Raw genomic sequence first — 25467 nt, 5'->3', positions numbered from 1 at the left:
CTCAGGAAGCACCTCCGGACAGGCTCAACAGATGCTGCAGCGTCCGAGAGGGTGTTTCGCTGTGCCGATCGGACTGGCGCAGGAACTCGGCGATCGGCGCCCTCGCTGAAATCGCGACATCGATGGCAGGGTCGGAACCCTGTTTATACATGCCGCTTTCGACAAGCACCCGCGCTTCCTCGTAGCGGGCGAGCCTGGCGCGTATGATGCGGGCAGCCGCGACTTGGCGGTCTTCGACCAGCTGATCGAACAGCCGGCTGATGCTCCGGCCGACATCGATTGCCGGAAAGTGCCCGGCCTCGGCAAGCTTTCGCGACAGCAGGATATGACCATCCAGCAGCGACTTCATCACCTCGACGATCGGATCGTCGACATCGTCTCCTTCACTCAGCACCGTGAACAAGCCGGTGATGGACCCGCCCGATCGTACGGCGCCGCAGCGCTCCACGATGCGCGGGAGTTCTCGCAACACATTCGGCGTATAGGCGCGTAACATCGGCGGCTCGCCTGCGATCAGGCCGATCTCGCGCAAGGCCATCGCATAACGCGTGACCGAATCCACGACCAGGAGCACATCCTCCCCCTGGTCCCGCCAGAATTCCGCCATGCCGAGCGCCTGCTCAAGGCAGAGCGTCCGCATGGGGGCGCTCTCGTCGGACGTCGCGGCGACTATGCTGACCCGGCTGAGCTCTCCTGAGCCTTTCAACTCCGACCAGAGCGCCTCGACCTCGCGGCCGCGCTCACCGATCTGGCAGATGATGATCCGTTGGCAATCTGCCTGCCGAATGACCTGCTCGATGAGCCTTGTCTTGCCCACACCGCTTGCCGCGAAAATACCGATCCGCTGCCCAAGGCCAATGGTCAGAAGGCCATCGATCGCGCGCACGCCTGTCGCGAACGGTCGGGTCGGCGCGATACGATCAAGAACATCGGTCATGCCGCTGCTGCGGTGCTTGAGATTGGGCGGGCCGCCGCCGTCAAGCGGCCGACCCAGTGCATCGATGGCACGACCTGCCAGGTCATTGCCGACCGCGCTTCCGCCCCGGCCAGAAAGAAGCCTCACCTGGTCTCCGATATGGGCTCGGGTAACGGGCTGAAATGGAACCAGTGTGATGGCATCCGACGAGACCGAAGCGACTTGCGCGCGAAAGAGGACGCTGCCGTTCCTTGACGAAAGAACCTCGCAATGCGCGCCGATTGGTGCGTCCGGGCCATTCGCCTCTATCTCTCCTGGGGAGAGGCGCTGGATCGCCCCGGTTGACGGGAACAGATCAAGTGCCTGGACGCGGTCGATGAGCGCGAGACTATTCATCTTCGCCCTCCCGGTCTTCGAACAGCGCCATGATCGCGGCCACACCCTGCGAAGGATCGATCACGATCTCACCGAGCTTGAGTGAAATGCGCGCCGTGCCTGCGGGAACTGCCTTGTCGAGCTTGAGCGCTACATCGGTTCGGCCGCTGGCGGCGAGCGCCTCTTGAGCTGACTGGCCGATATCGGGGGAGACATGCAGTATGACGCTGGCTTGTGTGGAAATCGTCGCCAGACGCTGCACAACGATCCGGACAAGCCAATCCTCGTCCTGTTGCCGCAGCTCGACAAGCTTGCCGAATCCGGCCGCGGCCAGCTTCACCGCTGCTGGACCGCAGGCGGTGGACAGGACGGTTTCGAATTGGCGGCTTGCCGAGGCGAGCGCGCGGTCGAGCGTTTCGAGCAATTGCTTGTCATTGCGCACATGGCGGCTCTCGGCCTCCACCAGTGCCTTGCGATAGGCGGCTTCGACTTCGACATCATGATCGGCCTTCATCGCCTGCACATGTCGTTTGAGTTCCGCATTCTCGGCCTGGAGCCTTGCAAGCTCGACTGCTTCGAGACTTGGCGCCGCCGGTTCTGTCACGACGTCAGGCGGCGGCAGATCTTCGATTGGAACAGCCAGTTGCAGCGTCGCGAGACGCGCAACATCGCTGCTCTTCTTGAACAGCATGCCCGTCACAGCCCCGGCCCTCGTACGCCCGGCTTCGATCTTGCCGAGATGGCCGCGGCGCCATCAATTGCTTCTTCGGCTGAAAAGCGTGGAGTTCCCATCCTCGCGGCCGCGCTCAATGCTTCAACCGCTCTCGGGGTCAATAGCGGTGAAGGAATGCGTGAATGACAGGACGCGATCAGCTCTCGCAGCGCGGGTGAGGCCGGCTCGCCCGCGCTCTTCGCCAAAAGGGCCTGCAATTCGTCCCGTGCCGGCGTTCCCAGCAGATCCATGACCAGGTCACGATCGGCGGGCCGCAATTCGGAGAAACGGCGTAGCATAACGGCCAGTGCCGGGTCCGCATTATCCACCATGCGGCACCTCCGGCGAGCCGGTCAGACGGCTTCTCAATTGATCGGCAAAACTTTCGAGCTCGTCGTCCTTCGCGCGACCGCGTCGACGTCGTTCGATGATCACCACCGTCGCCAGGAAGATCGCGACCAAGCCTGCTCCGATCGCGAGCAGCCAGGGCATGGACAGCATGCCCGAGGAGGGGGCGGGATCGAGATTGGCGGTCTTGGCGACAACGCGGTCACTGCGGGCGGCGGGGCTTGGGTTGACGGGGGGCAGTGCTGGTTCGCCGACAAGGAAGACGAGGGAGTCGCCATAGGCTGCGTCCATTTCAGCCGCTGATTTTATAGTGCTGATCAATTCCAGGCGAACCTGCTCGTCCAGTTGCGTCGGTGTCGTCACGCGGACGTTCACGACATAATCTGGTTCACCCCTTGGCGAGATGGCGCGAGACGTTGCCGGGTTCGTATCGACCGGAATTTGCGATGATTGGCGCAGCCTCAGGCTGATATTCACCGAGAAACGCAGCCAGGGCTGGCTCGTTCTGATAGCGGCGGTTACGCGCTGCCTGTAATTCTCCAGGACCGCGTCACTGGAGCCAGGCAATCCACTTTGGTCGACTGCATCGGTGCTGACGACTTTTCCGGTGCCATCAAGGACAGCGACTGCCTCTGGCGTCATATCGGGCACAGCGCCCGCGACGAGGCGCTGGATTCCGCTCACCCTGCTTTCGGTCAGGCTCGCTCCGGGTGCCAGGATGAGAGTGACGGAGGCTTTTGGCGGAGACTGCTCGCCTCGGAAAAGGCGGTTCTCGGCAAGCCCCAGATGGACCCGAACGGAACGGATGCCGTCGAGTAAAAGGATCGTTCGGGCAAGTTCACCCTGAAGCGCGCGCTGGAAATTGATCTTCTGGGCAAACTCGGTCAGGCCCATATCCGACTGGTTGAAAAGCTCAAAGCCGACCTGTCCGCGTATCGGCAGTTCCGAGCCGATCAACTCGAGCCGGGCCTTGTCGGCCTGCCCCCTTTCGACGAGGATGGTGGTTCCGCCATCCGCCAGATGATAGGGGATTTTCTTGGCGTCCAGGACCTTGACGACCTCGGCCGCCTCTTCCGGCGCTATGTCTGTCAAGACCGGCGCATAATCGTTGCGGATGAAGAACCAATAGCCGGCGACCAGCAACCCTATGATGAGGGCGCCCACAATCCAGAAGGTCCGCGGTGCCGTGATATCTGCACGCGGGGATGGAGTGTCACCTGGCTGGACTTTGCCATCCACGCTTACACCTGCATGCTCATGAAGTCGCGATGGGCTTCAACCAGCCGGGCGCGCACTTCCATCGCGAGGTCGACCGACATCCGTGCCTGTTCCAATGCCAGCGTGACCTGATGGAGAGGAATAGGCTCGCCCTTGGCGAAGGATTGCATGAGCGCATCGGCCTTCCCGATCTTTGCGTCGACATTCTGCAAGCCGCGTACGAGCAGATCTCCGAAGCCGCTCGCTCCCGCGACCGGCGTGGAGGACGACATCGGTCCGGCAAGCTGGAGGGCGGACGATGTGATCGCGGCAAGGGGCTCGATCCCTGTCATCGTTTTCCAAGCTCCAACGCGCGCATGTTCATCTGCTGGGCGAGGGAGATGAGCGTCAGGTTGCTTTCATAGACGCGAGCCGTCTTGCTCAGCAGGGTCATCTCGCTGGCCAGATCGACGCCCGGATATGCGACAAAACCATCGGCTCCGGCATCTGGATGTCCGGGATCATATATCCGTCGGACATTGCCTCCGTCCGCCTCGATCGAAATCACGCGCACACCCTGCGGCGTGGCGACAGGCTGGCCTGCTGTGATCATTCTCGAAAAGTCGCCTGCCGGGCCGGATATGACGCGGAGCGGCCGATATGTCCCACCGCCCGCGATCCGCGAGGTGTTCTGGTTGGCAAGATTCTGGGCGATGATCTGAAGCCGCTGCCATTCGACATCAAGCGCGCTTCGGCCAATTCCAATTGCGTCGACGGGCATCATCTGCCTCCGGTAAGGGCTTGATGGATCGCCATGCGGCGGCCGATCAGATCGACCAGCGACATGTATTTCGATGCAGTAGCCGCGGCATCGGCAATCTGGAGGTCGATCCGTCGATCGTCGCCAGGGCCAAAAGCCTTGTCGGCGACGAAATCGAAGGTCAGCGACTTTACCGCTTCCGGCCCTTGCGCTGCAGCGCGACTGAGCGCAGCTTCAAAGTCCACCTTTACCGGTTGGAACCTTGGCGAGTTCACGTTGGCAAGGTTCTGCGCGATCGCCGTCATTCGCATTGAAAGTCCGTCGAGCGCCTTCGCCGCGATCATGATCGGGAGCACCTGGGACATCTCAATTCTCCGAGGTGGCGAGTGAGGGGGCCGCGAAAACCTGGCCGTCCGCGTCAATCACGAAGAAGCGATGACCATCGGCAGCCGATTGCAATGCGGTTACGTCGCGCGATACCGTGGTTGCGCCTATTCGGGCTGTGAGCATGAGCTTGTCCCCCGGCAACACTCTTGGCTTCAGCGGGAGCCAGACTCTTCCGATCGGTTCGTCTTGCGTCAGCGATATCCGGGCACGCACGACGCCGACACGGCGATCATACGCAACCTTGCCGGTTTCCACCGTATCGGCGCAGATGACGGTTCGCGTATTGTCGGCGTCGAGAATCGCTCCTGCCGGCACGGACATCGTCATTTCCCTGCAGATCTGGTGATCTGGGGAGCCGGCAGGCGTGACAGCCGCCAGGGCATGCAGCAGGATCGCCAGACTCATCGATCAGCTGCGCAGATTATTGGCGATGCTGTAAAGCTCATCCGCGGCTTTGAGCATTTGCGCACTGGCTGAATAGGCGCGCTGCGTCACGATCAGATTGACCATCTCCCGGTTGAGGTCGACGTTCGACTGCTCGAGTGACGCCTGTACGAGCTGACCCAGCCCGTCTTCCCCGGCCCCCCCTTCGGTGACGATCGTTTCATCCTGGACCGAATAGACGCCGCCGGCCAGCCGCTCGATCAACGTCGGATCGCTGATCTTGACCAGATTGATTATACCCAACTCGACTTCATCAGGTGCATCGCCAAGCGTCACCATGACTTTGCCTGACCGGTCGATGCGCAACGTGGCCGCATCCTCGGGAACCGAGATGTTGGCTTTCAGCGGAAATCCCGCCGCGGTGGCCAAGGTGCCGTCTTCAAGGATTTTCAGCTTGCCGCCGCGCCAGAGCATGGTCTGGCCCGCCGGTCCCATCAATTCCATGAAGCCGGTGCCGTCGATAGCGATGTCGAGCGGATCTCCTGTCGATTGCAGTTTTCCCTGTGCGTCGATCAAAGGACTGAGAAGGAGCTCGACGCCCGAAATGGGATCGATCCGCGATGAACGTGCATCGGCCGTCTGTGTCGCTGCGGCGCTGATCAACTCGGAGAAGCGCAGTTCCGACCCCTTGAACGCCGGAGTGTTCATGTTCGAAACATTATTCGCGATCGCATCCAGGGCACGCTGCTGCGTACGCATCCCGATGGCAGCAATTTCCAACGCGCCGCTCATTATCTCAGATCTCCAAGCTTGCTTGCTGCACTTCCCAGGAGTTCGTCCGCTACCTTGAAAATGCGCGCACCGGTTTCGGCCATGCGTGAGGCCTGAGTGAGGTTTGCCATCTCCACTGAAAGATCCACGTCCGACGGGATGATCATGCCTTGGCGCACGATCGCATCTTCGGATTGAGGCGGCGCGGCATCGACGCTTAGTCCGAGTCTGCTCGCGCCATTGGCGGCTTCAGTGGGGTCGATGACAAACAGGCCAACGCGCCCTTCGGGCTGTCCGCCGACCAGAATGGTTCCGTCCTGCAGGATCTGCGGATTGCTTGCCGAAACGACAAGATCTCCGCCGCCGACCGATTGCAGAATGCGGCCATGGTCATCGACCAGTTGCTTGTTGGCATCCAGATGCAGTTGGGCCGATGAGACCGGAATCAAGCGATCTCCCTGTCGTAACAGCAGGAATGCGCTTCCCGCAACCGCTATATCGAGCGGGCGGTCTGTTGTTCTCATGACTGGCGAATTGGCCGGGCTGACCGTGGCTGACATGCTTTCAGGAATGCCAGATCGACTGTCTACGACCTGCTGGAACACCCGGCTGCTTCGAAAGCCGGGCGTATTGATATTGGAAACATTGTTGGCGATGAGCTCGATTCGGTGCTGCGCGGACTGAATTGTAGCAATGGCCAGCTCTGATACTCCAGCCATTCATATCCCCCGCGCCCTGTTCCCAAGGAGTTCATGGACAGGCCCGTTCAGCCGCGCAATTGCAGATGGATCCAGAATGGAGTGATTCCCGAGTACGGCGGATTGAGGCTGTTTTCTGGCAAGCAGGCGCCGCGGTGTGAGTTTGGGAGCGTTGCTGGCGCTACCGCCTTGATCAGAATGGGTTGCTGCGTGAGTCTGGTCAGCACATTGATAAATGGACCTAAATTTCTAGCGCCCACCCCCGCTCAGATCAGTTTGGATGTCATTGTTTCGGCTGGGAAATGGTCCGATATAGGGCACGAATACTATCCATAATGGATGCTGTTTCAGGTGAGCTTGCGCGCGCCCCGATTTAGATGATGTGGGCGAGGGGAAGCGAGATGTCATTCATATCTGCTGCCGCAACGGCAGTGCGGGGATTTTGCGCCTCTCGTCGGCGCGCTATATTGATTCCGTTAATGATAGTCTCGGGCCCGGCATTTGCCGAAGACTTGTATAAGCATGGCGTAACCCAATCCCTGGGCACCGACCGCCGGGCCACGGCCGTCGGTGACTTGTTGACCGTCGTGATTGTCCAGGCCGCGGAATCGAGTTCGACGATGCTCAATGGCTCGCGGAAAAGCTCGGCACTGAATGGTCGTTTTGCCGCGGGTTCGATCAACGAACGCGCGGAGCTGGCCCTGGGCGGGAGTTATGACGGTCGCGGGGAAGTTCGGCGCTCGGAAAAGTTCGTCACGCAGATGAGTGCGTCGATCGTGCAGGTGCTGCCGAATGGCGATCTCATGATCGACGGCAGCCAGCGGATGAAAATCAATGGCGAGGAAACCCTCGTGGAGGTTCGCGGGCGTATTCGCCCCGCCGATATCGACGGAGAAGATCGCGTCGCATCGAACAGGATCGCCGATGCCCAGATCAACTATAACGGCAAGGGTTTCGTCTCGCGAAGCGCGAAACCCGGCCTGATCCAGCGCCTTTTCAGCTTTCTCGGACTGAGTTGATGCGTCCTATTCTCTCGCTTCTGGTTTTTAGCCTTTCCCTGTTTATCTCGTCGACGACCGCAAGCGCGCAGGAAGTGCCACTTCATGCGCTGGGCAGGTTCGATGGCTGGCGCGAAAATGCCCTGGTTGGATATGGCCTCGTTACCGGCCTGGCCGGCTCCGGCGATACCCGCAGCAACGCGGTGACGAGGCAGGCCCTTCGCAATGTGCTCTCCCGACTCGGGACCACTGTGACCGACCAGGATATCAGCAGCCGTAACGTGGCGGTGGTGATCGTCACTGCCACCTTGCCTGCGTCCGCCAATATCGGCGACAAGATCGATGCGACCGTCTCGTCGATCGGGGACGCTCGGAGCCTTGTTGGCGGCACCTTGCTTTTGACGGCTCTGGAGGGCCCTGACCGTCAGGTCTATAGCCTCGCGCAGGGAGCCCTGGTCGTCGGCGGCTATCAGTTCGATGCGCAGCTCAACATGATGCAGCGCAATCATCCGACGACGGGCAGGATCGTGGAGGGCGCGACGATCGAGCGTTCGGTCGACGCGAATATCGTCCAGGGCAATGGCGAGATTTCCTTTCTTTTGGCCGAGCCTGATTTCGCGACCGCCCAGAATATCGCCCAACTCGTCCAGGGACTTTATGGCCCCGGGGCCGCATGGGTGCAAAACGCCGATCGCGTTCAGATTCGGGCCCCGTCCGATCGCCGGGAACTGGCTGCTTATGTCGCGGCCATCGAGAAGCTGCAGATCCGTCCTCCACGACAGTATCGGGTGGTCGTGAACGAGCGGACGGGGACGGTGGTGGCCGGCGCGGACGTGGCTATCTCTCCTGTCGCGATCGCGCAGGGTGATATCAGGGTCAAGGTCGAGACGCGAAACGAAGGGTCTCAACCCTCTTACATCTCGGGATTTGCCACTGATGTTTCGAGCCTGGTTATTTCCAATACCAGGCTCGATGTCGAGGAGGGGCGCAACGACGCCACGATCCGGCTTGGCTCCACCACGATCGGGGACCTTGTCCAGGGTCTGACAACCCTCCGTGTGGATACCCGGCGCATCATCAGCGTTCTGCAGGCGCTAAAGGCGGCTGGCGCGCTCCACGCGGATCTTGTCGTGCAATAATTAATGTATGGTGGCGCCTGACCGACCGGACAGGCCCGCGAGATAGCCAGCGATCGTCAGCCCCTTCTCGTTGAGCGGCGTCTGCATGGCTTGTTCGACAATCTGGTTCGCCCTGGCTGGATCGTCGCTGGATAGCAGCACTTGCGCCAGCGCCGCAGCAAAGCATTCGCGGTCCAGCCTGATAGCGGTTGCGACCTTGCGGCGCGCTGCGTCCTGATTGCCCTCCAGTATGTCGATTACGGCGAGTGAGCCATGAGTCTCGGCAAAATTGTGATCGATCGCCAGGGCATGCTCAAATCGCTGGCGCGCCGCGTTCAAGTCCCCGGCAATGCAGTGTGCCCAGCCCGCGGCTATCCAGGATCCGATGTGATCGCCAAATTGCTGCGCGCCCTTGTCGATGTCCCGTGCGGCCTCTTGCGGAGCGTGGTCCATCAATGCCGATAATCCACGTCCGACCCAGGCGCGTGGATTATGGTCGCGGATCGAGAGTGATCGATCATACAAGTCTCGAGCAGAGACGGGATCGCCATTCTGAAGTTGGACCAACGCGGAAACCGCGAGACCTTCCGGATGATTTCCGGCCTTATCGGCGCAATGCCGGGCTAACTCCATGTCTTCCATATCGGTCGCCAGCGTGGCGACCGCCGCCATGAGGCCTTGGTCGGCCGGATGCAGTTCCATTGCTTGATGAGCGAATGCGAATGCACCATCGAAATCGCCATTCTCGTGCATCACCTGCAGTTTCAGCATCGCGGCGGCAGGAATGGCCTCGACCGTCCTGTCATCGAGCAACGGAAGAACCTCATGCTTCTTGCCGATCATGGCTTCCGACCAGGCGAGGCCGAAGCGAACGTTCGGATAGTCATGCTCCTCGAGCAAGCGTGCAAGCCCGGCTGCGGCCTTAGCAAACTCGCCGCGCTTCATTGCGATCATGTTCTTGTAATAGGGACCTCGAAAGTCGATCGGCAGAACTTCGATCAGTCGTTCGTTCAGGGTTTCCGCCCGATCGAGATCACCAGTATCGAGCGATGTCTGGACCGCATCGGTCAGTAGGTCGGCGTTGAATGGATCGCTTTCCAGATACGTCAGCAGTCGGGCCAGCTTGTCGCTGTCAGTCGCATTCATGATGCGGTTTCCTCTTGAGAATTCCGGGAGCTTGGGAATGCGGGCATGGATTAGCCGTCGATCCTTACCACATCGAACGACGACAGATCGATTCGCTCGGGGATTTCATTGACGGATATGACTGACAGTCGCGGAATGGCGCGCTGCGTCAAAAGCTTCATCGCCCTGCGAATCTCGGTGGCGCAGAGGAGGACCGGATTTCTGCCCTGGCGGAACATCTGCTCAGCGATTGGCGCGATACGACGCACCAACCCTTCGGCTGTGCGAGGATCGAGGCCGCGCCCGACGGTTCCCAGATTGGCCGTCACTTCATTCTCCAGTCTTGGATCGAGGCTCATCACCGAAAGTTCGCGATGCGGCCCGCGCAGCTTGTTGCAGATGGCAAAGCCGATCCTTTGCCGCAGCAATTCCGACAACTCGTCAGGGTCTCGCTGATTGCGGGCCAGGTCCAGGAGGTTCTCCAGGATCAGGTCGAGATTGGCGATGGAAACGCCCTCGCCGAGCAGGTTGCGCATCACCCTCTGCACATCCGAGAGTGACAGGATGGTCGGGATAAGATCCTCGATCAGACTCGGCTGTCGCTGACGGGCTGCTTCGACCATCTCGGTAAATACCGGTCGCGAGAGAAGCCTTGCCGCTTCCGCGCGGATGATGTCAGCAAAATGCGCCGTCAGTGCGACGATTGGTTCCACCACCGAGAAGCCGCGATCCCTCGCATCATCTGTTTGCCCTGGCTGGATCCAGAACGCCTTTTGGCCGGTCATCGGTTCAATTGTTTCCAGGCCCTCGATGCGGGCATTGGGATCCTTTGCCGATATCGCCAGCAACATGTCGGGATGACTGGTTCCCAGCCCGAACCGCGTCCCGAACAACCGGATTTCATATTCCGAAAGGCCCAGGCCTTCGCCGTCGACGACCCGAACCGGCGGGAGAGGGGCGCCGAACTCCTGCATATGCGCTCTGCGCACCGCCGAGATGCGATCGAGCAAAAGGCCTCGGTGCTCCTTCCAGGCTTCCGCGAGATCGGCGCCAAGCAGGATCTCCGGACCATCGGCGCGCGTCTCCTGAGCGAGATCGTCGGCTGCCGCGACCGTCATCTCGGATGGCATTTCCTCAGGCTCCGCGTTGCGTGATTGCCACCATATCAGCGCCACGATCCCGAAAAGGATTGCGATCGGCCATTTGGGCATGCCCGGAAGGAGCATGAGGACAAACAACGCGGCCGCCACGATCCATGACACTCTGGGGATGGATGAGAGCTGGGCGAACACTTCCGTGCTGAGATCTCGATCGGCGGACGACCGGGTTACGATAATGCCTGTCGCCACCGAGACGATGAGCGCTGGAAGCTGCGCGGCGATACCATCGCCGATTGTGAGCAGCGTGAAGTGCTTGAGGGATTCGGACCAGCTCAAGCCGAGTTGCAGGATGCCGATCAGCGAGCCCGCGATGATATTGATCAGCAGGATGATGATCGCGGCGATGGCGTCACCTTTTACGAATTTGCTGGCGCCATCCATCGCCCCATAGAAGGAAGCCTCCTGCTCGATCTCATGGCGCCGCCTTTGCGCTTCCGCCTGATCGATGAGTCCCATGTTGAGATCAGCATCGATACTCATTTGCTGACCCGGCATTGAATCGAGCGTGAAGCGCGCTGCCACTTCCGAAACGCGCTGGGCACCGCTGGTCACCACGACAAACTGGACGACGACCAGAATGCTGAACACTACGATGCCAACGATGTAATTTCCGCCAACCGCGAAATTGCCAACCGCGGCAATGACGTCGCCCGCCTCCGCTTCGGTCAGGATGAGGCGGGTCGCCGCGACATTGATGCCGAGCCGCAACAGCGTGACCATGAGGAGCAATGAGGGGAATGTCGAGAAATCGACGGGTCGGCGCACATAAAAGGCCATCAGCAGGATGGTCAGTGCGAAGCCGAAATTGGTGATGATCGCCAGGTCGACGACCGCCGGCGGTATCGGAGCGAACAGGATCAGCAGGATGGCGAGCAGTCCGCCGACCAGAACGAGATCGCGATTCTGGCGATAGAGTCGGCTGATCATTTGCGAGTGTTGTCCTGCAAGGCTCTGCGCAGCATGATGTAGATGTCCGCGACGGCGACGAAATGCCGTTTGCCGATCGGGTCACCAATCCGGCCCTCATGATAAAGGGCGCGCGCGAGCCTTGGATTGCGAATAATCGCGATGCCTTCCCGGCGGGCTGTATCACGCATGCGCTTTGCATAGAGATTGCGGCCACGGGCCTGCACGACGGGCGCATCAGGGCCATCGGTTCTGTACCGCAAAGCGACGGCGTAATGGGTAGGATTGACGATCAGAACATCCGCTCCCTTCACATCGGATCCGGCACTGGCCTGCTGGAGGATCTCCGCCAGAATCTGACGACGTTTGCGCTTCTGGCGCGGTTCGCCTTCCCTCTCGCGATTCTCCCGGGTTACCTCCCGCCGACTCATGCGCATCTGCTTTGCGAACTCGCCGCGCGCGAGCAGCTGATCTCCAAGCGCCACCACAGCCGCCAATACGATGAAGAGGAGCAGCAACCGTCCTGCCGCGCCAGCCACCGCTCCTGCCAGTTGCCGGCCATCGCTTGCCTGGAGTGCCAGATTGCTGGCCTCGTACCGGATGAGGAGAAAGGCAGCTATCGAATAAAGGACCATTTTGGAGATACTTTTGGCCAATTCCTTGAGCATTCTGAGCGACATCAGACGCTTCAGGCCTTTGGCAGGATTAAGGCGTGAAAAGTCGGGCTTTAGGGGTGTGGCGCTGAAGACGAGCCCACGTAGCTGGGCGATTTCGATCGTGACGATGATCACGAGAATGACGATACCCGGTACAATCAGGGTTGTCGCAACGGCAACCGCCGCCCGGCCGGCGGCGGTCTCGACCACCAGCGGCTCGGCGCCGCGCGGAATGATGACGCTGAATTGGCGCCACATGCCTGTTTTCAGTGCGTTGAGCAGGTCCATGCCCGTCAGTTGGGCCGCGATCACGAAGCCTATGAGGGCGGAAAAGAAGCCGAGATCCGTCCCCCGCGCGACCATGCCGCGGCGTCGGGCGCGATCCAGCTTGAACGGTGTCGCATTCTCGCTCTTGTCCTGTTCTTCCGACTGTTCAGCCATGGTCAGCCGAGCGCCAGCATGGCTTCGGTGGTCAATCGGAGAATGCGCATGATAGCGCCGCCAGCCAGCCCCAGCGTCACGGGCAGCAAGACGAGGGTGACCATCGCTTTCACCTGGAAGCCGAGCACCAGCATGTTCATTTGCGGCAATGTTCGCGACATCATCGCAATGACGAGATCGACGAGAAAGAGCACCAGCAGTGCGATTCCGACCGTTCCGAACCCCAGGATCGAGACGGTGGCGAAGAACGCCAGCATTGGTCCGATACCATTCGACATGGTGAAACCGCCCACCGGTATCTGGGTGAACGACGCAGCGAACACGGCGACGAGATCGCTCGGTCCGCTCGTGGCAAAGAATATCGCGGCGGTGGCATAGGTGAACAGCGCACCAATCAAGGGTGTTTGCGCCTTGGTCGTTGGGTCGACCAGGAACGCGAATCCGAAGCCCGCTTGAATGTCCAAAGCTCGTCCGGCAACGGCGATCGCGGCGAACCCAAGCTGAAGCGCCAATGTCATGCTCAACCCGAGCAGGAGTTCGCCTGCCGCCATGCCGAGAAGCTCGCCGATTTCCCATCTCGGCGGTGTCGCGGTGTGGGAGGCGATGAAGCTCGCTGCGAGAGCAATCGCGAGGAGAACCCTGATCGTCGCAGGAATGCGCATCAGGGTAAACGGGGGCGCAAAGGCAAAAACCGGCCCGATTCTGAGGGCACCCAGCAATACGAGAATGTACGACCCGGCCAACTCCTCGATCACTGGCGCGGTCCTAATTTACCAGCGATGGAATCGAGAGGAAGAGCGCTTCCGCAAACTGGCTGACCTGGCGCATCATCCATGAACCGAGAAATACGAGCACCAGAGTGGCCACGATCAGCTTGGGTACGAAGGTGAGGGTCATTTCCTGGACCTGCGTGGCGACTTGCACGATGCTGATGATCACGCCCACCAACAGAATCGCGAACAACAATGGCGCGGATACAAGGGCCGCTCGCCACAGCATTCCGTCGAGCATCGAAATCGCGCGATCCGCACCCAACGGCTCGTCCTTTTGAGATTCTATACTGATCCGCAGTTTATAGGCTGGCCAGCGGCGGGGATGAGGCATCCATCCGATATGGATGCAATTTTCCCTCGTGGCTCGGGCTTGGCCCCCCGGTGCCGAGGTCATCGATGGCGATGATATCGAACCGGATGCCTGATCTCCTTTCTTCGTAAACCTCCGACATTCCATTCGACTTCGTCTGAAATCCGAGCATTGGTGGCTGCAGTGAACGGCGGCCGAGAGGGCTGCGCGCCCTGACCGATGGAGATCGGCAGGGCTGTGGGTGGTGGGAGCGGCGCGTTGCCGCTCCGGACACCGGAGAAAACCCACATGACGAAGATTCGACTGAACGACATGCAGCTGGTGCTGCTGGCAACTGCGGCCCAGCGTGAGGACGGCAGCCTGATGCCGCTGCCCGAGAGCATCGGCGACCAAGCCGATCGCGCGAAGAAGGCGGTCGAGCAGCTCATCAAGAAAGGCCTGGTTGCGGAGTTGCCCGACGCCACCAGGGCGACCGCCTGGCGCGAGGATGGTGATGCCCGCTTCGGTGCCGTCATCACCGATACGGGCCGCGCCGTCATCAATGCCGAGGAGCAGGACGGTGACAGCGGCTCGGAACAGGTGCTGCCGAAACAGCCGCAGCCAGACCCCGCCCCGCGCGTGACCAAGCGCAGCCTGCTGATCGATCTGCTCAAACGCGAGGGCGGTGCCACCCTGGATGAGATGATCGCCGCCACCGGCTGGCTGCCCCACACCACACGCGCCGCCATGACCGGCCTGCGTAAAAGCGGTATGGGCGTGACCAGCGACAAGGTGGACGGCATCCGCCGCTACCGCATCGCCGAGGCCGGCTGATGCCGGTCTCGCTCGACGCGCAACTGGCTGCGCTGGTGACATTGTCGTTGGCGCAGCTGCGTATCCGCTGGACCGAGGTCTGTGACGGCCCGGTCCCGCGCGTCAGCGCGGGGCTGCTGCGGCTAGCGATTGCCTATGCGCTGCAGGAGAAAGTCCATGGCGGCCTGTCACGCAGGACCAGCCAGCGGCTGGAACGGTGCTGTCAGTCGGATGCGAACCGTTCTCCACCTGGCGGAATCCGGCCTATGAGATTGCCGGTCTAGCTCGCGAGGATCTGCCACTCGGCCAGTGCGGCTGAGCGGCGCTCCTTGTAGACTTCACGGCTGACGAGATGGCGTTCGGAGTTGAAATGGTTGTGCAACGACGCGTGGACGGATGCGAATTTCTGTAACGACTTCATCTGCCGGAATCTTAGCATCGCGCGCTCGCGTCGTCGGAAGGGAAGATGGCTGTTCTCGCACCTGTTGTTGAGGTGGCGACCGACCTCCTGCTTTTTCCGGTTGCCCAGTTCGTCCATCGCGGCGCCGTAGCTGCGCAGGCCGTCCGTAACGATGGCTTGCGGTGATCCGTGGCGCCAGAGCGCCTTCTTCATGAACGCCACGGCCGCAGCCTTGTCGCGGGTCCGGGTAACGTAGCTCTCAAGGATCTCGCCTTCGTGATCGACAGCTCGCCAGAGATAGACCATATCGCCGTTCAACCGAACGTACATTTCGTCAAGATGCCAGCGCCAGTGCCGAAAGCTGTGCATCCGGCTTACGCGCTGGCGGCGGATCTCGCCGGCAAACATCGGACCGAAGCGGTTCCACCACAGCCGCACCGTCTCGTGGCACAGATCATAGCCGCGCTCGAACAGCAGGTCCTCCACGTTCCGAAGCGATAGCGGGTAGCGCACGTACAGCATCACCACCATGCGGATGACCTCGGGCGCGGAGTGGAAATAGCGGAACGGGCAGGGTGGCTTGGCGCGGGATTTGCGGCTCATTCACCACCGCTACCAGCCAGTCCCTGCCGCTGCCGCATCCTTTTGACAGAACCCCAAAGTTGGTGACCCAATCTAATATCGGCGTCAGGGAAAAAGCGGCCGGATCGTGATGCTTCCAATGTCGATCATGTTCTTTTCGACCGCCAGTGCGTCCACAACCCATTCCGGCGCGCCGCCGGACGTGTAGCCCCCAGGGAGAAACGCCGGGCCGTATCGTCCCGCCTCGCCAAAAGGGCTCTGCAGATACACCAACGGTTCGTTCAGCTTGAACTTGAACTCGACAACCACATCGTCGGCGAACTTGCGGAACTCACCGATATTCACCGTATCCATCAAGCTCAGGCGGCGGCGGACCTCATCCCATTTGGTCAGGCCCTCGATCGCCTTGGAATCGGTGATGAAAGCGAACTCGTCAACAGCCAGGCGACCACCGTCGAAGAGCTTCTCTGCATAGGACGCACTCATGACGCGTGCGTAGACACCATTAACGGGGCCAACGGGTACCAGAGCCTTGTTGGCCGACAAGGCCACATGCTCGGTCGAGCTCGAGAGCATTCGAGCCGCGTAGCCTGCCATCAACTTCTCGATGGTCTTGGTCGGCCAATGCTGGATGATCTCAACCACCGCCTTGCCGATCGCGGTGCCGCGAGCGCCGCCAAGAATATGTCCGATCTTGGCTGTTGCCGTCATGCCGCGGCCGATCGTGCCAAAGCCGCCGAGCAGCACCAGATTGACTGCCGCAAAAGCGCGTTCGCCTTGCGACAAGGCGGCTCCGGTGATCATATTCTGACCGGTCGCCAGTTCATACGCGCCGCGCACCACACCGCTGACCGGATCCAGGCCCACCGCCAGGTCCGCAACGTTGCGGGCCATCGCATAGATTGCTTCGGCTTCAGCGTCGTTGCCGACGGCGCTCGTCGCATCCGCCTGCCGGACCATCGCGCGGGTGAGGTCGGCAACGGCATTGGGTGTTGTCGCGGGATCGGACTGCTCGAGCGCAAGAACGATCCTGTGCAGTCTCGTTGCGAGATAGGGATCCGGCGTTGCGAACAAATAGGTCTGATCGGTCGTGCGCAGGATGTCGTCGAAGGCCGAGACCGGCAATATCGAGGGCTCGCTCGTCGAATTGAGGATCGTGGTGCCACGAGCAGCGACGATCGCCGCTGCCCTGTCGAGAATATCGCCATGCTCGGCAATCTGGGCGGCGAGACCGTCCTGGAGGGCGCGTATATCCTGCTGAAGCGCCGCAATGCGGCCGGCCTGATCGCCCAGGCCAGCAATCGATGAGGCGACGCCATAGGCGAGCGCAGTCCCGGCCGCGTTCACGCCGGCCGCCCCAAAGGCATATCCTACGGTATCGACCACCATCTCGGGATTGTCGGTTTTTGCGGCAGCCCTGGCCGCCGTGGCGTCGCTTTCCGATTGGATCTCCGGACCCGACGGCTGGGGCTTGGCTGCGATATTCACGTCCGTTTCAAACGAGATATAGACTGCCTTAGTCTTCCAATGCCGGATTTTGCCGCCCTTCAAGCTGCCCACGCTTGAGCCGGGCACGAAGACATATTCGTCCCAATATTGCCGGCCGGTTTTCGGATCAGTCCGCCATTTGTGCGGCTTTCCGAACGCGACGCCGGGGCCAAGAAAGGCGCTGCATGCGAGCGACGCGACGAGGTCCCGTCGCTTCATGAGATGGGACGAGCCGCGGCCTGCCTGAGGAGCGCGATCAATCTTTTCGTTCGCTGGTCCTTCGCAATGATCGGACAGGCCAGCGAGATCTGTGCATGGTCGGCTATGAGGTCTGCGCTGGCCGATCGGATCTCCCGGCTTTGGGTCAACAGCAACTCACGCGGTGTGTCATTCTTAAGTTGCCGCGAAACCCGCGCCAGATCGGCGATATTGGCGACTGCCTGATTCGACATCAGCGTGCGCCGCGCCCTGCAGCTTGCCTCAACCGCAGTCACCGCGCTCAATCGCTGGTCCTCCTCGATCGCTTCGCTTTCCATATAGGCGGCCGCGAGCTTCGCGAAGTTTCGAGACATCGGCGTGTAGACGGCATTCACTTTGTCGGTTTCAGTCTGCGCCTTGGCTCTTGCATCCTGGAGGCGTTCGCGCAGTCCCTTTGGCGCAGCCTGTCCGGGATCGGCAACCTCGCCCAGCAGGGAAAGATCGGCATCCGGCAAGGCAAGCAAGCCATCCAGGGCCCTGACAAGACCCTCACGCTGTGAGACGATGCGGCTGAGCATTTCCATGCAGCTGGCCAGCCTATCGTAGTCGCCGGCACGCTGCGCGCAGTCAGCGGTGAAGTAGGCTTCCAGCTCGATATTGCGGTCCATCAAATCGCGCACGCCGTCGACAAGAACAAGGATCCGGTAGGCGCGCGAGAGCGAGGATTTGAAGACGAGCTCCTCGCGCTGCTGCTCGATACGAATGATATCCTTTTGGATGGCGAGCATGGCCTCGCCATAGGATCCGGTGACGCTGGATTCGACGATCTGCGCGCACGCCCAGACCCCGGTGACAATAAGGCCCACAACCGGCGTCGCCGCATAGCTATATGCCACAAATGCCACCGCGCCGTTGGCGACTGCATGGAATTTCTGCTTGTCGGTGTCGGAACGGCGATAATCGTCAGCCGCCATGAGCAGACCCAGCACGAACAATGTCTTGGCGCCAAACGACGTAACGCCCGCTACCGGCGGATGCGCATCGAGCCAGACCTTGACGTAATTCTTGGCCTCGGCTTCGAGAAAGGCCCGTGCAACGGATTCCGGCAATTCATCGTCTGCGGCACAAGGCGCCGCGCAGCTCAGCGCGAGCGCTGCAGCTAGTCCCCTGGTTGCGACTATCAGGCGGGCGACAAGCATCAAAAGTCCTGGGTCAATATGTCGATCGGCGCCAGCTTTGCCGGATCCTCGCTGCTCCGATCCCCTGCCGTAAGCGCAGTGTTGAAGGCCTCCGCGGCAGCGACCGCAAGAACCAGCATCGTCGATCGGCGCCGGGCAATGGCGGTCATGGACGCGCAATCTTGCGCGTCAGGTATGATATCGTGCAGCGACTCCAACCAGAAATCGATGATGGGGCGCTGCGCCTTCAGCCGGTTGATATTCGCGCGGGTGGCCGGCGTGGTTTCATCCGAAGCGGCAAAAATGTTCACATAATCGAATGCCTCGCGAAGGCGCTGGGCATAACGTTCGGCATTGGAGCAGCGGTCGGGAAAAATGAATGCCGCCGGCAACAACGCCTCCGGCTTGAGTTCATCGCCGAATATTTCGGTGGTCGAGCGAAACCGCTCCTTGGTGATCTTTCCTGGGGTGGCCAGCTTTCCGAGGTCCACGAAAAATTCGGCATTGACCGCATAATTCTCAGGATGAGCGACGATCGACTGGACGGCGCTCACCGGAAACACATCGAAATAAGTTAGGCCCTGACATGGCAAAGGCATGGATGGGTCTGCCGAATAATAGGAACAGGCACCCTTATCGTCGCAATTCACGGAAAGAACATAGGGCGGGTCGCACAATGTCCTCCGCGCGGCATCGTCGGCCGCCATCCTGTTGACGAGTCGTCGAATGCGCTCACGCTGCCGTTCGAGAACGCCGGTCAGTCTCGTACGGAGCATTGCAACCGTCGCAAGCGTTTCACGCGCGCGACCAGAGCTCGCGGCCTGCAATGCCGATTTGAGATATTCCGAAGCAATTGCAGCATCTTCCCTCGTTTGCGCGGCATCCAGCTTGGCGGCGACGAGCAATGCTTTGACGGTCTTGTCGTCGTCCGGGTCCAATTCGCGCAGGAGTTCGAGAATGGCGACAAGCTTTTTGTCATTGCCCGTGACGAACCCGTCAAACCAGGTCGAGAAGCGTGAGATGTTCGATCGAGACTGGTAGCGCTCCACGACGATCTGCTTGAGCTGCGCTTCCAATATCTTGATCGTCGCCAGCCCCTGCAGCATCTGCTGACCGACATCCTGCGAGTTGGCGACATCTTCCGCGGTCGCAACTATCCTGGTCGAATAGATCTGGGCTGAAGCCAGATTTCGCTCTCGTTGCAATTGGAGCTCATACTGCGCCTTCAGCCGCTCCAGCCTTGCTTCGTTCAGGTCGCGAGACCGGCCCCATGCTCCGAATGTGACGACGTCGGCATAGGCGTCGGCCAGTTCGGCGGGGCCAGCATGGGCATACGTGGTTGCGCATATGGCTACCACACCAAGAGCGCCCGCAACCGTGCGATGCCAACCTGCCCTCAACATTCCGGCCTGATGCTGCTGCTGGCATGCGGTGCCGCGATCAACGTTTCGGTATTGGCCTGCGACATCAGATGATCCGTGAAAGACGCCTTGCGAACGAGAGTGACGGTATCGGGTCCCAGATCTTTGTTGAAATTCTGGACCCGAGGCGCGAGGCACCAGTCGGCGCGTACATAATCCCGGTTGAACAACCAGTGGCCGGTTTTGGGCATGTCGATTTCGGACTTCGACATGCACCGGAAATCGCGGGAATAACGGTTGATCGTCGAACAGTTGAGCGGCGCCTGGGATGTCAGGACACTGAAGGGATAATTGCGAAGCTGGGCGTTCAGCAGGCCATGCTCAGCAACCAGCTCGTCAAAGGCGAGACTGAGACTGTCCTTCATGCCGGCGACAGCCACACCAAGCTCATGCGTCCGGAATGATGACGGCGTTTGCGAGATCGTCGCGACGAGGGTCAGGGATGCGCCGATATAGTCGGCAACCGCATCCGCCTTGAATGTCCAGGATGGCTGATCACCGGAAAAGATGAGTACCGCGTTGCCGGCACTCCGCCACATCGTCCATTCGATTGGCCCGGCACGGTCTGTCGACTCCAGATTGCCTGCAAGCGCGGACAGGATCTGATCCGTCACCAGTATCGCTGCGGTCATTCGCTGTATCTGCTCGGCGAGGACCGCCGCGCGATCTCCAAAGGTCTTTGCCTCCTGCTTATCCTGCTCGCTGGGTGGTGGAGCTTTGTCGCTAAACTCGATCACGCCGGATTGAGGCTGAGCGCTGGCGCTGCCCAAACCGGCCGAAAGCATTGCAAAGACAAACGCCGCGCGCCACGACATGCCATCCATATCGGCTCCCCCAAGCTGATATGAAGGCTACCGTCCGCAGTTTCGATTGACCAGCTTCAAAGTCGATATCTTGGACTGTTATGGACAGGGATTTGTTGTGAACAACTTTTTGATCTTCGCCTTGGCTGATCTGGCCATTATTTCGTCGATTAGACCGGCAGCCCGTCGCGGTCGACCATGACAAACCGGCCAGCTGACAGGTGCTTGCGATCGCCTGCCGCAACCCAGACATATTTGCCAGGATCGCCGAACATTGGCGCGATCTCATTTACCTGATCGACCGTTATGGCGCACAGTCGCCGTTCGAGATCCGCGGCATATCCTTCCGGATGCCCCATTGCATCCTCGTGCAGCAAGCTGTTGAGCACCTCATTGTTCGTTGTCCACATGTTGACGAGACCCAGGACTTGCGCGTCGTGCACCGACGCGAACTCGTCTTGGGTGATCGGAGCGGCTGACGACAGCGCGACAATCTCCGCCTCGATCGCCTCGATCGCGTCCATGGTGCGATCGGCCTGGACCGACGTCGTGATCTGCAGAAATCCCAGATCGCGATCCATATGGGCCTGACAGGACACACCATAGGTCCATCCCTGGCCACGGAGCCGCTCGGTGAGCCGCTTGGTGAAGCAAGCGGTGAATGTCGAGACCACGCCCTCGGAACTGAACCGCCCCGGGATTGCCGGAGGCCATTCGGCTTAAATTATGCGGCCATGGGAGTGTCGTCCAGCATGGGTAGTAGCGTTCCTCGGCTTCGGCAGGTGGTATATTGCCAATGGGTGCAAGGAGCCGGCGGTTGTTGAACCAGTCGACCCATTCGAGCGTGACCGCCCAGCTCGTCACCGACGCGCTCATCATGGCGATCTGGCGGCGCGGCAAGCCCGATGCCCTGCTGCACCACTCGGATCAGGGCAGCCAGTATACCAGCGAGCAGTTCCAGCGGCTCATGGCCGATAACGGCGTCACCTGTTCAATGAGCAGGTCCGGCAATGTCTGGGATAACGCTGCCATGGAAAGCTTATTCTCCTCGCTCAAGACCGAACGGATCGGGAAGAAGGTCTACCGAACGAGGGTCCAGGCGAAGGCCGACGTGTTCGATTACATCGAATGCTTCTACAACCCGACCCGGCGACACTCGACCCTGGGCTATCTCAGCCCCATCGACTTCGAAATGGAAGCTGGTGTAGCCTGAACGAGCCTATCTCGGTGTCCGCCAAACCGGCAGCAGGCCAGGCAAAGCCCAGCTGTGCCTTGGAGGGCTCTGGACTGTCCCGGATTCTAAAGTAGGTTATGATCCATGCATCTTCGGGGGAGGATATGGATGCGGTTGTCATGCGCATTGATGTTGCTTGGTACGTCCTGTTCGCCGCAGGGAAGCGCATCCGATGCGGCGGATTCCAACGCCCGAAATGCGCAACCTGCTGCGCGAACACTGAATGCCGCCGCGATCAGCCGGCTGCTCACCGAAGCGCAACACAAGTTGCCGCCCGCCGGAGCAGGGATCCAGGCACCAGGCGCAGGTTGCCTGCCGAAGAATACACCGCCATTTGCCGTCGAGGGCGTGGTGCGGGGCATGCCGATCGATGCGGCCACATCGATTCTCGCTTGTGCGGGTTTTGACGTTGGCGAGCCATTTTACAGCGAGCATACCTTCGCGAACAATCCGTTCTACAGCGTTACCGCACGGCGCGGCCAAACGAGCGTGGAGCTCTACTATGCAGGACAGCCGGATCAGGAGCGGGTCATCAGGATCGAGCAGGAGGTCCGCTATCCGCAGGGGCAGATTGTAAAGGTCGATGAACTGAAAGCTCAGCTCAAAGTGAGGTTCGGCGTCACGGATTATGCTACGAAATTCGGTACGGTTTATGGCGTGAACGGCAAGGAGCCCGCGCCCGAGGCGTTTGACGAACATCCCGGAATCCCGACGAAGTGCGAGCTCAACATCCTCAAATACAGCAATGAGGCCTATTGCGGCGCGACAGTGAATTATTCGATCCGCTCGAGCGAGACTGGGCAGGCTCTGTCCTACAGCCTTGCGATCGACGATCAGCGCGACACACTGGCGATCGTCGAGGCACTTCGGAAAAGCCCTCCAGCACCGCGAGCGCGATAATGAAAACTGCACAATTGAGCTTTTTTGTTGCGCTCTCTCTGCTCGGCGGATGTGACGGGCGGACCGGAAGTGCGACCATCTTCGGAGGTGCGCCAAAGGGGTGCGCTGATCTGGCAACGCACCCTCTGGAGCTCGATGGTCCCAAAAAAGGCGTTTGGGGGCGGGATCTCGATGCCGCGGCAGCCGAGAAGGCGTGCGCTGAGGACGTCGCGGCGCGCCCAAAGGATCCCGCCGCGCATTTCCATCTCGCACGCGCCAAGGAGGCGTCGGGGGATGGAGAGGCGGCTGCCAAAAGCTATCTGGCCGCTAGCGCGCTTGGCTATCCGTTGGCGGATTATCAACTGGGGTTACTTGCGGCGAGGATCGATGATCAGCCGAACACCCGATTCTATCTCCAGCGTGCATTGACCGGATTTTCGAGGAAGAATGAAGCCGGCCATGATGATGGCCGCATCGGGTACGCTTTTACGGTCATGATCTATCCTGACGGAAAGCCCCAAGGAATCACGAGTTTCGGAAGTGCCGGGCGCGCTCTTCATGAGGCGGCGGGCAGGGGGTATGCGGAGGTCCTGTTCCGGCTGGCGATGGACATGCGGGCGACCGCCAGGGCGCAGCAATTTCGTGTTCCCGAAGCCTTTCAGCTCACTTATCTGACCATGCTCGAAGCCGCGGCAACGAATGGCAAACATCCAGATGCTGCGATGGTCCAGGCGGAGAAATTCATTTCCGACGCCGACCATGATTATCGGCGCGGCGGGATCTTCCGGGAATATGGCGCGCATGAATCGCTTCAGCGTGCCAAGCGCCGTATCCAGACCGCCATCGATGGCGGCATCGAGCCCGCCAGGATTGCGAGAGCGAAAGAGATGATCGAAGAGATCGAAACCCGCGGTGACCGGCAAATGGCGGCGGCTATTGGAACCTTGTTGGTGCTGATGGAAAACGACATCAAGAGCGGGGCCTATGCCCGGCGAATGGATGAGATGTTCTCGGCGGCGCCATCGACGCCGGTGCGTGGCAATTGGCTGGAATGCACGCATCTTATTTCCAACGCCTATAACGGCGATGTAGGCAGCATGTATGCGTCCATGTCGCTCAATTGCTGAATGCCGTTTTCTGCCGCATGATCCCCGGTGAGATCGGCCTTCTGGCGCACATGATGCCGAGGATGATGCTGGGGCGGGCGCCCATGGTGCGCCTGGAAGCGGACTGTAAATCCCGAATTGATCCACATGTTTTGGCTTGCGCCTATCTAAAGAGGTCGATCGATGAATGAACTGCTCAGCCGCGGGATGATGGCTCGCACTGCTACGCTGGCCTGCGCCGCCGCGACCTTGATGCTCTCAGGCTGCGGCCAGGAAAGATCGGCGACTGGTGAACCCGGTGCCTCTGCAACCGCTGCCGCGAGCGAGGTTTCGGGTGGTTCGCACTTCCCCGCCGTCCCGTCCGCGTTCGAGCGGGAGATGAGCGGGGCTCTCAAGGACGATCAGGGGCTGTTGCCGATCGAGATTCTTGCCGAGCGCGGAGTCTCGGACCGTATCGAGGCCGCCGCGCGCGCTGAACCCGACAAGGTGTTCGACGTTTACAAGCAGCTGAAGACCGACAGCCTTTGCGACCGGCCGAGCCAGTCCCTTGGCGAAGCAATCGACCTTGAGGGTGGCGGACGGATGCCAGTTTCGCGTGATCCGGACCGGGTATGTGATTTTCTCCTGTCGGAGGCAGCCAAGGCGGGTCATCCCGACGCGAACTTCGAACGCGGCGTGCAGGATATCGTCGCTTCCGAAACTCTCTATCGGAAAAATACCCGCTACTTCGACCCCGAGATCGAAGTGCTGCTGCAGCGCGCCAAGAAGCATTTCACCATCGCCCAGCAAAGCACGACGCCGGGTATCCCGGACGCCGCGAGACAAGCCCTGTCCGCTTTCGAGGCGCAGCAATATTCGCGCGGTTACGGCGGTGCCGACGCCGATCGAATGCGCGCGATGTTCCTGGGGTTCATGGCGGTCGCTTACATAAGCGAGTCGGCCAAATTCGCGGCCGCCGCCGACAAGCATTGCCGGGCATTGCAGGCAGGTGCGATGGCGGCGCTCAAGCCGGCTCCCAACTGCTAGAGCCGGTTTTCCGGGTGGGCTGGTGTGAAGAGGGCGCGCAGGGCCAAGGCTATTCCGCCAAGATCCCGAAGAGACGATTTCGATCGGTTTCCTTGCGTGTGAAAAACGATCGAAAGGGCTTCAGACAAAGAGAGGTCGTGGAGCGGCGCATTGTTGAAACAATGCAGCGAGGGGAAAACTTATCGAAATCGCCAATCGGTGCCATTGTCGCATATTCTGTCGGCTCGAGTCGTAGACTTTGTTAAATTTTAGAGACAATGTGAGAGGCGCGGCCAGGGCAGAAACGGGCAGCGAGTCCAGTGATGGTCATAACGTCATGTGCCTT

28 protein-coding genes and 1 pseudogene are annotated in these 25467 nt (G+C 60.5%); 8 read left to right on the top strand and 21 right to left on the bottom strand.

Annotation, left to right across the window (positions count from 1 at the left end; translation table 11 throughout):
- Window position 1 precedes the first annotated feature (1 nt).
- The 10 genes from K7G82_RS24865 to K7G82_RS24820 are packed head-to-tail and all read right to left on the bottom strand — an operon-like array spanning window position 2 to window position 6569.
- Window positions 2-1312: a FliI/YscN family ATPase gene (locus K7G82_RS24865; protein WP_222992659.1), complete on the bottom strand. Its 1311-nt coding sequence runs from the start codon at window positions 1310-1312 to the stop codon at window positions 2-4.
- On the bottom strand, window positions 1305-1982 hold the full coding sequence (locus K7G82_RS24860) for a FliH/SctL family protein (protein WP_222992658.1): 678 nt from the start codon (window positions 1980-1982) through the stop codon (window positions 1305-1307). The genes K7G82_RS24865 and K7G82_RS24860 overlap by 8 nt, the downstream gene beginning before the upstream one ends.
- Window positions 1983-1987: 5 nt before the next feature.
- Entirely contained in the window at window positions 1988-2335 is a 348-nt protein-coding gene (locus K7G82_RS24855; protein ID WP_222992657.1) for a hypothetical protein, read from the bottom strand.
- Window positions 2325-3590, bottom strand: a complete 1266-nt coding sequence (gene fliF, locus K7G82_RS24850; protein WP_222992656.1) for a flagellar basal-body MS-ring/collar protein FliF — start codon at window positions 3588-3590, stop codon at window positions 2325-2327. The genes K7G82_RS24855 and fliF overlap by 11 nt, the downstream gene beginning before the upstream one ends.
- Before the next feature lie 2 nt (window positions 3591-3592).
- A complete protein-coding gene (gene fliE, locus K7G82_RS24845) occupies window positions 3593-3901 on the bottom strand; it encodes a flagellar hook-basal body complex protein FliE (protein ID WP_222992655.1) in 309 nt (102 codons plus the stop codon).
- Window positions 3898-4329, bottom strand: coding sequence for a flagellar basal body rod protein FlgC (flgC, locus tag K7G82_RS24840; protein ID WP_222992654.1), 432 nt, complete (start codon window positions 4327-4329; stop codon window positions 3898-3900). The genes fliE and flgC overlap by 4 nt, the downstream gene beginning before the upstream one ends.
- Window positions 4329-4673: a flagellar basal body rod protein FlgB gene (locus K7G82_RS24835; RefSeq protein ID WP_222992653.1), complete on the bottom strand. Its 345-nt coding sequence runs from the start codon at window positions 4671-4673 to the stop codon at window positions 4329-4331. The genes flgC and K7G82_RS24835 overlap by 1 nt, the downstream gene beginning before the upstream one ends.
- A gap of 1 nt (window position 4674) precedes the next feature.
- A complete protein-coding gene (locus K7G82_RS24830; RefSeq protein ID WP_222992652.1) occupies window positions 4675-5100 on the bottom strand; it encodes a hypothetical protein in 426 nt (141 codons plus the stop codon).
- A 3-nt stretch (window positions 5101-5103) separates the two neighbouring features.
- Window positions 5104-5871: a flagellar hook-basal body protein gene (locus K7G82_RS24825; RefSeq protein WP_222992651.1), complete on the bottom strand. Its 768-nt coding sequence runs from the start codon at window positions 5869-5871 to the stop codon at window positions 5104-5106.
- Window positions 5871-6569 carry a flagellar basal body protein gene (locus tag K7G82_RS24820; RefSeq protein WP_222992650.1) on the bottom strand — a complete coding sequence of 233 codons (699 nt, stop codon included), beginning with the start codon at window positions 6567-6569 and terminating at the stop codon, window positions 5871-5873. Before K7G82_RS24820 ends, K7G82_RS24825 begins: the two co-directional genes overlap by 1 nt.
- Before the next feature lie 458 nt (window positions 6570-7027).
- On the opposite strand from K7G82_RS24820, the gene K7G82_RS24815 reads away from it, so the two are divergent.
- Window positions 7028-7567, top strand: coding sequence for a flagellar basal body L-ring protein FlgH (locus K7G82_RS24815; RefSeq protein WP_222992649.1), 540 nt, complete (start codon window positions 7028-7030; stop codon window positions 7565-7567).
- Window positions 7567-8685 carry a flagellar basal body P-ring protein FlgI gene (locus K7G82_RS24810; protein ID WP_222992648.1) on the top strand — a complete coding sequence of 373 codons (1119 nt, stop codon included), beginning with the start codon at window positions 7567-7569 and terminating at the stop codon, window positions 8683-8685. The genes K7G82_RS24815 and K7G82_RS24810 overlap by 1 nt, the downstream gene beginning before the upstream one ends.
- Here the strand turns inward: K7G82_RS24810 and K7G82_RS24805 are convergent, their stop codons facing one another.
- The 5 genes from K7G82_RS24805 to K7G82_RS24785 are packed head-to-tail and all read right to left on the bottom strand — an operon-like array spanning window position 8686 to window position 13987.
- Entirely contained in the window at window positions 8686-9810 is a 1125-nt protein-coding gene (locus K7G82_RS24805) for a tetratricopeptide repeat protein (protein WP_222992647.1), read from the bottom strand.
- A 50-nt stretch (window positions 9811-9860) separates the two neighbouring features.
- The gene (locus K7G82_RS24800; RefSeq protein ID WP_222992646.1) at window positions 9861-11876 is read right to left on the bottom strand and encodes a flagellar biosynthesis protein FlhA; all 2016 of its coding nucleotides are present in this window, start codon (window positions 11874-11876) and stop codon (window positions 9861-9863) included.
- On the bottom strand, window positions 11873-12952 hold the full coding sequence (locus tag K7G82_RS24795) for an EscU/YscU/HrcU family type III secretion system export apparatus switch protein (RefSeq protein ID WP_222992645.1): 1080 nt from the start codon (window positions 12950-12952) through the stop codon (window positions 11873-11875). The genes K7G82_RS24800 and K7G82_RS24795 overlap by 4 nt, the downstream gene beginning before the upstream one ends.
- 2 nt (window positions 12953-12954) lie before the next feature.
- Window positions 12955-13707, bottom strand: a complete 753-nt coding sequence (locus K7G82_RS24790; RefSeq protein WP_222992644.1) for a flagellar biosynthetic protein FliR — start codon at window positions 13705-13707, stop codon at window positions 12955-12957.
- Between the two features lie 10 nt (window positions 13708-13717).
- Window positions 13718-13987: a flagellar biosynthetic protein FliQ gene (locus K7G82_RS24785; RefSeq protein WP_246623842.1), complete on the bottom strand. Its 270-nt coding sequence runs from the start codon at window positions 13985-13987 to the stop codon at window positions 13718-13720.
- A gap of 336 nt (window positions 13988-14323) precedes the next feature.
- Here K7G82_RS24785 and K7G82_RS24780 point away from each other — a divergent pair, with 336 nt between their 5' ends.
- Entirely contained in the window at window positions 14324-14848 is a 525-nt protein-coding gene (locus tag K7G82_RS24780; RefSeq protein ID WP_222992642.1) for a DUF3489 domain-containing protein, read from the top strand.
- On the top strand, window positions 14848-15111 hold the full coding sequence (locus K7G82_RS30345; RefSeq protein WP_222992641.1) for a DUF2924 domain-containing protein: 264 nt from the start codon (window positions 14848-14850) through the stop codon (window positions 15109-15111). The genes K7G82_RS24780 and K7G82_RS30345 overlap by 1 nt, the downstream gene beginning before the upstream one ends.
- Here the strand turns inward: K7G82_RS30345 and K7G82_RS24770 are convergent.
- The 6 genes from K7G82_RS24770 to K7G82_RS24745 form a co-directional block, all read right to left on the bottom strand.
- On the bottom strand, window positions 15108-15830 hold the full coding sequence (locus K7G82_RS24770) for an IS6 family transposase (RefSeq protein ID WP_222992640.1): 723 nt from the start codon (window positions 15828-15830) through the stop codon (window positions 15108-15110). The genes K7G82_RS30345 and K7G82_RS24770 overlap by 4 nt on opposite strands.
- Before the next feature lie 84 nt (window positions 15831-15914).
- Window positions 15915-17516: a pre-toxin TG domain-containing protein gene (locus tag K7G82_RS24765; protein ID WP_222992639.1), complete on the bottom strand. Its 1602-nt coding sequence runs from the start codon at window positions 17514-17516 to the stop codon at window positions 15915-15917.
- The gene (locus K7G82_RS24760) at window positions 17513-18694 is read right to left on the bottom strand and encodes a hypothetical protein (protein WP_222992638.1); all 1182 of its coding nucleotides are present in this window, start codon (window positions 18692-18694) and stop codon (window positions 17513-17515) included. Before K7G82_RS24760 ends, K7G82_RS24765 begins: the two co-directional genes overlap by 4 nt.
- Window positions 18694-20076, bottom strand: a complete 1383-nt coding sequence (locus K7G82_RS24755; RefSeq protein WP_222992637.1) for a hypothetical protein — start codon at window positions 20074-20076, stop codon at window positions 18694-18696. The genes K7G82_RS24760 and K7G82_RS24755 overlap by 1 nt, the downstream gene beginning before the upstream one ends.
- On the bottom strand, window positions 20070-20918 hold the full coding sequence (locus tag K7G82_RS24750; RefSeq protein ID WP_222992636.1) for a hypothetical protein: 849 nt from the start codon (window positions 20916-20918) through the stop codon (window positions 20070-20072). Before K7G82_RS24750 ends, K7G82_RS24755 begins: the two co-directional genes overlap by 7 nt.
- A 149-nt stretch (window positions 20919-21067) precedes the next feature.
- Window positions 21068-21571 carry an insulinase family protein gene (locus K7G82_RS24745; protein WP_222992635.1) on the bottom strand — a complete coding sequence of 168 codons (504 nt, stop codon included), beginning with the start codon at window positions 21569-21571 and terminating at the stop codon, window positions 21068-21070.
- A gap of 170 nt (window positions 21572-21741) precedes the next feature.
- Here K7G82_RS24745 and K7G82_RS24740 point away from each other — a divergent pair.
- From K7G82_RS24740 to K7G82_RS24725, 4 genes and pseudogenes are all read left to right on the top strand, one after another.
- A pseudogene (locus tag K7G82_RS24740) lies at window positions 21742-22110 on the top strand (IS3 family transposase); the annotation flags it as partial.
- 150 nt (window positions 22111-22260) lie between these two features.
- The gene (locus K7G82_RS24735) at window positions 22261-23031 is read left to right on the top strand and encodes a hypothetical protein (protein WP_222992634.1); all 771 of its coding nucleotides are present in this window, start codon (window positions 22261-22263) and stop codon (window positions 23029-23031) included.
- Window positions 23031-24137: a hypothetical protein gene (locus K7G82_RS24730; RefSeq protein ID WP_222992633.1), complete on the top strand. Its 1107-nt coding sequence runs from the start codon at window positions 23031-23033 to the stop codon at window positions 24135-24137. The genes K7G82_RS24735 and K7G82_RS24730 overlap by 1 nt, the downstream gene beginning before the upstream one ends.
- 162 nt (window positions 24138-24299) lie before the next feature.
- Window positions 24300-25142: a hypothetical protein gene (locus tag K7G82_RS24725; RefSeq protein ID WP_222992632.1), complete on the top strand. Its 843-nt coding sequence runs from the start codon at window positions 24300-24302 to the stop codon at window positions 25140-25142.
- Window positions 25143-25467: the final 325 nt, after the last annotated feature.

The organism is Sphingomonas colocasiae, assembly GCF_019880585.1.
Taxonomy (GTDB): domain Bacteria; phylum Pseudomonadota; class Alphaproteobacteria; order Sphingomonadales; family Sphingomonadaceae; genus Sphingobium_A; species Sphingobium_A colocasiae.
Note: the sequence above shows the minus strand (reverse complement) of the source record. Positions and strands in the feature narration are given on the sequence as shown.